The sequence below is a fragment of the Foetidibacter luteolus genome (assembly GCF_009650435.1).
Lineage (GTDB): Bacteria > Bacteroidota > Bacteroidia > Chitinophagales > Chitinophagaceae > Foetidibacter > Foetidibacter luteolus.
Genome location: NZ_VVIP01000038.1, coordinates 207,371 through 214,367 on the forward strand (window position 1 = coordinate 207,371; position 6,997 = coordinate 214,367).

Annotated in this window: 2 protein-coding genes; both read left to right on the forward strand. The window is 48.6% G+C overall.

What is annotated here, in order from left to right; genetic code table 11:
- Positions 1-357 precede the first annotated feature (357 nt).
- On the forward strand, positions 358-3,693 hold the full coding sequence (locus tag F0364_RS11965) for a ThuA domain-containing protein (RefSeq protein ID WP_207632629.1): 3,336 nt from the start codon (positions 358-360) through the stop codon (positions 3,691-3,693).
- A gap of 789 nt (positions 3,694-4,482) precedes the next feature.
- A complete protein-coding gene (locus tag F0364_RS11970) occupies positions 4,483-6,735 on the forward strand; it encodes a GH92 family glycosyl hydrolase (protein ID WP_235921071.1) in 2,253 nt (750 codons plus the stop codon).
- Positions 6,736-6,997 lie beyond the last annotated feature (262 nt).

Genomic DNA, 6,997 nt, shown 5'->3' on the forward strand with positions numbered 1-6,997 from the left:
TATAAATGGTAACAGGTGGGCTTCAAGGATAGCAGGCTTAAGACGGTTTTGGATTAATTGGCCAGGTGCTGGTTGGTTTGCTAAATCTAAAAATTATGTTCGTAATATGGGAATATTTTTTTGCGCATCCCAAATAAAATAATCAGCCCGCCAATTTGTTTGCGTTAATGTTATAATTCCTGCTCCCGTTACTGAGAATCTCAAGGCGCCGCTTCCTGTTTTTTTGCCTTTTGTTTTATTATTTTATCCTTTTCATCCATTTGTTGCACTCTGCTGCCACTATTGCCGAAATAATCATGGATGAATACTTTTCAAGCATTATTTTCGGGGCATTTCAATACTCAAAACCAACCACCAATGAAAGTCACCCGGAACCTTTTACCGGTATTGCTGGCGATGATCTTTGCCGGCTGCTCTAACGATGCTAACCATAAAGTGCTTGTTTTTACCAAAACACAAGGCTATCACCACGCCTCCATCCCGGCTGGCGTTGCTGCCATAAGGCAGTTGGGTGAACAAAACCATTTTGATGTCGATACTACCGCTAATGCGTCTGACTTTACTGAGGATAACCTGAAAAAATATGAGGCCGTTATATTCCTCAGCACTACGGGTAACCTGCTCAATTCCTCCCAAAAAGTGCAGTTACAACGCTATATACAGGCGGGCGGTGGTTTCGTAGGCATACATGCAGCGGCTGATGCGGAATACAAATGGCCCTGGTACAATAAACTGGTAGGCGCTTATTTTTTAAGCCACCCTGCTGACCCCAATGTTAGAAAGGCTACCGTTAAAGTAATAGATACAGCTTTCGCCGCTATGAAAGGGTTGCCGGCAGATTGGGAGCGCACCGATGAGTGGTACAGCTATAAAAAGATAAGCCCGGCCATTAACGTTGTGGCCAAACTGGACGAAGAAACTTATGATGGCGGCGAAAACGGCGAAAACCACCCTATTGCCTGGTACCAGGAGTTTGATGGTGGCCGCAGCTTTTATACCGGCGGTGGCCATACGGCAGAAACCTTTAGCGAACCTTTATTCCTGCAGCACCTGGCTGGCGGCATTAAATATGCCATGGGCGACAGCGTTAAGCTGGATTATTCCAAAGCCTACGCGGTTAAAGCCCCCGAAGAAAACAGGTTTACCAAAACCGTACTCTCCAACGATTTAAATGAACCGATGGAACTGGCCGTAACCACAGACAAACGGGTATTCTTTGTTGAGCGTTCCGGCACTTTCTATATGTACGACCCCAAGGCCAACAACACCAAAACAATCCACAAATTTGAGGTGATGCCGGATAACAAAACCGGGTTCGGCAATGGTATGCTGGGCATGACTTTAGACCCCGGTTTTGACAGCAACAACTATATTTACTTTTTCTACACGCCCAACAAAATGCCGGCAAGGCAAAACATATCCCGCTTTAAAATTATCGGCAGGGATTCACTGGACCTTGCTTCCGAAAAAGTAATCATCGAAGTGCCCATTGAGCTGGAAGTAAGCGCCCATACCGGTGGCTCGCTGGCATGGGACAAAAACAAGAACCTGTTTATTTCCACCGGCGATAATACTGTACCTTTTGCATCTGACGGTTATGCGCCTATTGATGAAATTCCCGGTCGTGTAACGTATAATGCCCAACGCTCTTCAGCCAACACCAACGACCTGCGGGGCAAAGTATTGCGCATACACCCTGAAGCGGATGGCAGCTACACCATACCGGATGGTAACCTGTTCCCCAAAGGCACAGCAAATACAAGACCTGAAATTTATACCATGGGCTGTCGTAACCCGTACCGCATTTCGGTTGACCAGGAAACCTCCATTCTTTACTGGGGCGAGGTAGGCCCGGATGCAGGCAACGATGGCGATAAAGGTCCCCGCGGTTACGATGAAATAAACCAGGCCAAAAAACCCGGCAACTATGGCTGGCCCTACTTCGTAGGCGATAGCAAGGCTTATCCGCGTTACGATTTTATTACCAAAACCATTCATGAAAAGTTTGATGAAAAAGCACCTGCCAACAATTCCATTTACAATACCGGCCTTAAAATATTGCCGCCGCCAACCAAGGCCATGATATGGTATCCCTACCAGCGATCCAAAGAGTTTCCCGAACTGGAAGAAGGTGGCCGTACCGCTATTGCCGGGCCGGTGTACCATTTTGACAAAGCCAGCCATAACAAGGCAGGCCTGCCGGAATATTACGACAAAGCTTTATTTATTGGTGACTGGATGCGCAACTGGGTTTTTGCCGTTCGGCTGGATGAGAACCAGAACTACAAACGCCTGGAGCCTTTTATGCCGCTTACCGGCGATTTTAAACGGCCCATAGATTTTGAGATTACCCAAGACGGTATGCTGTACATGCTTGAATACGGTTCAGTTTACGGCGCCGATAATGACGATGCCCGCCTGGTAAGGCTGGATTTCAACGGAGGCAACAGGCCACCGGTAGCGGCCATTTCCGTTAACGACAGTATTGGTATTGCCCCGCTAAAAGCGGAGTTTAAAAGTGGCAAAAGCTATGACTTTGATGAAGATGATGAACTGACATACGAGTGGAATTTTGGCGACGGCAGCGAAACTTCTACCGAAGCTAATCCAGAACATACGTTCAGCAAAAATGGTGTGTACAAAGTAAGTCTTACGGTTAAAGACCCATCCGGCGAAAAGAATACCAGCACCATGGAAATAAAAGTAGGCAACACCACCCCTAAGGTAACAGTGAATACCGATGGCAACAGCACCTTCTACTTTGCAGGCCAGCCGCTGCAATACACTGCCCAGGCTACCGATGCTGAAGACAAAACAATAGATACCAAAAAACTCCTCGTTTCTCTGAAATATGTTCCGAAAGAGGCAGCATCTTATGCCACCCTCGGCCACCAGCAGCCCGGCGCTATTGCTGTAAGCCCGGCCAGGGCCATGATAGAAGCCAGCGATTGCAAAGCCTGCCACCAGTTTAATGATAAATCCGTAGGGCCTTCCTTTATGGATGTGGCCAAACGTTACAGTGGTACACCCGGCATTACAGAGAAGCTCATGCAGAAAATTATTAAAGGCGGCGCCGGCGTATGGGGCGAACATTATATGAGCGCCCACCCGCAGTTACCCACGGAAAATGTGAGGAAAATTGTGGAATATATTCTTTCCCTTGCCAGCCAGAAAACCTACGACAGCCTGCCGGCAACAGGCGCCATAGCTTTAAAAGAAGCCGGCCCTAAAACCGAAGGCAGCTATGTGCTTACGGCTACTTATACAGACGATGGCAGTGGTATAGTGCCCCTTACCGGCGCAGGCATGCTGGTATTGCGCCCAGCCCGTGTACAGGCAGAAGATGCCGACAAAACCAGCAACATACAACGGCAGGACAAGCAACTTGGCTCCATACACAACAAATCTTACTTTGTTTTAAAAGGCATTGACCTTAAGAATATCAAAACGCTTACCTACCGGTATTCGTCCAAAGATATTGGTGCAACTATTGAAGTGCATACAGGTTCTGCCCGCGGGCCGGTTATCGGCACGATGGATTACCGCGCCACCGGCGATTGGGAGAAATTTGCAGAAACAAGCGCCCCGGTTAAAGACCCGGGTGGCAGGAACGATTTGTATTTTGTGTTCAAAAAAGACACGCCGCCCAACCAACATATATGTACAATAGATTGGGTGGAGTTTAAACCATAAATAGCACCCACCATTGTACACATAAAAATATATTTCCGGAAAGTCTTTACCAGAGGCGGTTTTGCCCCTCTCCTTCGGAGAGGGGTTGGGGTGAGGTCAAAAATTAAACTGTAAGTTTTTAGTCAGATAAAAACGATATACAGTAGTTCTTTCAACAGGGAAGTTAGGATTAGGGGGTGCCCCCAAGCTGCGCAAGGGGTCGGGCAGAACTGCGTTCGCAACCTTCGTCAAAGCAACATTTAGTTGCTTTTTCTCGGTTGTGCTATTACTCCGCCACAAGGCCCGGCTGCGAAGGCTTCAGCGGGGTAACCGCTTCAATCCCTCACCCGAAAGCCGGTTGCTGGTTGCCAGTTACCGGTTGCCGGTTTGTTGCCGTGTCATTAACCGGCTGCCGGTCAATGTCATTAAATTAAGCCCCCATCGAGGCTTCCTGTTTGTAGAAACAAGATCATTTTAGATGAGCGGATGCCACGTAGTGGCTACCCAATCGTCGCTTAAGGGCAGCCGCCATGCGGCATAATTCCCTTATGCATGTTTTTCTACAAACATGTAGCACCTACGGTGCAAAGAACAAAATCTTTCTTCTTAACTTAATGACATTGGGCTGCCGGTTACCCGAAGGGCATACATAACAATAGCCACGGGTGAAGCCGGTGGTTACAGTAAGTGATGTTACACAATGCTGCATAGAGAACAAGGCGTACAAGTGAGTGACACAACCAAAGCCAAATAGCAGCAATGCAGCCCGGACAATAACTGTTTTTTAAATAGCACAACAAGAAAATGAAGATGAGAAAGACCAGTTTGCTTTTACTGTGTGCGTTGAATGTTACCGTACATGCACAAAAAAATGCCAGCGCTGTTGATTACGTGGATGAATATATTGGCACCGGCGGCCATGGTCACACATTTATTGGCGCCAGCGTGCCTTTTGGGGCTGTACAGGTGGGGCCTAACAACATTCACAAGGGCTGGGACTGGTGCTCGGGCTATCATTACAGCGACAGCGTGGTGAAAGGCTTTGCACAAAACCACCTGAACGGAACCGGCATTGCCGACCTTGGCGACATCGTCATAATGCCCTACACCGGGGATGTACGCACCAGCGTCGGCACGCAGGATAACCCGCAATCCGGCTACGCGTCTTACTACACGCATAAAGACGAAACAGCCAAACCATCCTATTATTCGTTGCTGCTGAAAAGCAGCGGTGTAAAAGTGGAGCTTACGGCCAGTGAAAGGGTGGCGTTTCACAAATACAAATTTCCCGCAGGTAAACAGAACCGCATTATTGTTGACCTGTTTGAAGCCAACTATAGCCCGGAATGGAAAAACCCGAAAATGTACGGCTCCATGCAAAAGCTGGATGACTCTACCATTGTAGGGTGGCGCAGCTCCACACAGTGGGCCCGTAACAGGAAGATATGGTTTGCCATAAGAACCAGCCTGCCATTGAAAGATTTTGTGTTGTACAATGCAGGGCAACCGGTAAGCGGTACATCGCTGGAAGCACAATCGGTAAAAGGCATACTGTCTTTTAAAGGCGTTAACACCGCTTTGCTGAAAGTGGGCGTAAGCAACGTGAGCAGTGAGAACGCATTGGCAAACATACAGGCCGAAATACCGCACTGGAGCTTTACTAAAGTGGTGGAAGAAGGCCGCAACAAATGGAACCAGGCACTATCTGCCATAAAAATTGAAACGCCGGATGCCGTGCAGAAAAAGATTTTTTATACAGCCCTTTACCACGCCATGATTGCACCGGCGCTGTACAACGACCACGACGGCAGCTACCGCGGCGCAGACGATAAAGTTTATACCAACCCCGGCTTTACCAACTATACCATCTTTTCGTTGTGGGATACCTACCGCACACTTAACCCGCTAATGACGGTAATACAGCCTGCCCGGGCGGCAGATTTTGCCGCCTCGTTCATGGCAATTTACCGGCAGCAGGGCAAGTTGCCCATCTGGCACCTGCAGGGCAGGGAAACAGACTGCATGGTAGGCTACAGCGGCGTGCCTGTGTTGGCAGATGCCTACCTGAAGGGGCTTACCAACCTGGATGGTAACGAAGTACTGGAAGCAATGAAAGCATCGTCCACAAGAGATGATTACGGTATGAAATACCTGAAAGAAACAGGCTTTATACCGGCAGATAAGGAAAAAGAATCTGTATCCAAAGCTTTGGAATACGCTGTTGACGACTGGTGTATTGCCCGTGTGGCCAAAAAGCTGGGTAAGCAGGAAGATACGGATGTGTACAGCAAACGTGGGGCTTATTATACCCGCTACTTTGATACGGTTACCAAATTCATGCGGCCGGTAATGAGCAGCGGCAGTTTCAGGGAGCCGTTCAGCCCTTTCCAGAGCATACACGAGTACGGCGACTATACCGAAGGCAATGCCTGGCAATACACCTGGCTGGTGCCTCAGAACGTAGAACATTTGATTGCCCTGGTTGGCGGCGACAAGGCTTTTACCCGCAAACTGGACAGCCTGTTTGTGGTAAGCGGCGATATGGGGGAACATGCATCGGCAGATATATCCGGTCTTGTGGGCATGTATGCACAAGGTAACGAGCCCAACCACCACATACCCTACCTCTATGCTTTTGCCGGGGAGCAATGGAAAACAGCGGCCAAAATAAGGCACATTACCAAAACCTTTTACACCACGGGCCCTGAAGGTCTTTGCGGCAATGATGACGCCGGGCAGATGAGCGCCTGGTATGTAATGTCATCTTTAGGCTTTTACCCGGTAAACCCGGCCAATGGGTTGTTTGTGTTCGGCACGCCCTTGCTAAAAAAAACAACCCTGCAAACGCCCAACGGCAGCTTTGCAATAGAAGCGCAAAACCTGACCGATAAGAATATATACATACAAAAAGTTCTGTTGAACGGCAGGTCTTACAGCAAAAGCTATATTGCCTACAAGGATATTATGGCTGGCGGCAACCTGCAGTTTGTAATGGGCCCGCAACCCAACAAAGCGTTTGGCAGCGCCGCGGCAGACAGGCCGGTATCAGAACCGGGGTGGTAGAGATGTTTAGTAGGGCAAGTTGGTTAAGATAGACCATTTGAGGCCTACGGAGGATCGTTTGAGGCCTGCGGAAGATCATTTGAGGCATGCGGAAGACCATTTGAGGCCTACGGAAGATCGTTTGAGGCCTGCGGAAGATCGTTTGAGGCCTGCGGAAGATCATTTGAGGCATGCGGAAGACCATTTGAGGCCTACGGAAGGAGGCTGTAAAATAAACTGTGTCAAGGTTAAAAAATAAGATAACCTTTAACACATCAAGATG

Excerpts from the sequence above, each read along its gene's own strand:
- F0364_RS11965 (WP_207632629.1), top strand. The coding sequence starts at position 358 with ATGAAAGTCACCCGGAACCTTTTACCGGTATTGCTGGCGATGATCTTT.
- F0364_RS11970 (WP_235921071.1), top strand. The coding sequence starts at position 4,483 with ATGAGAAAGACCAGTTTGCTTTTACTGTGTGCGTTGAATGTTACCGTA.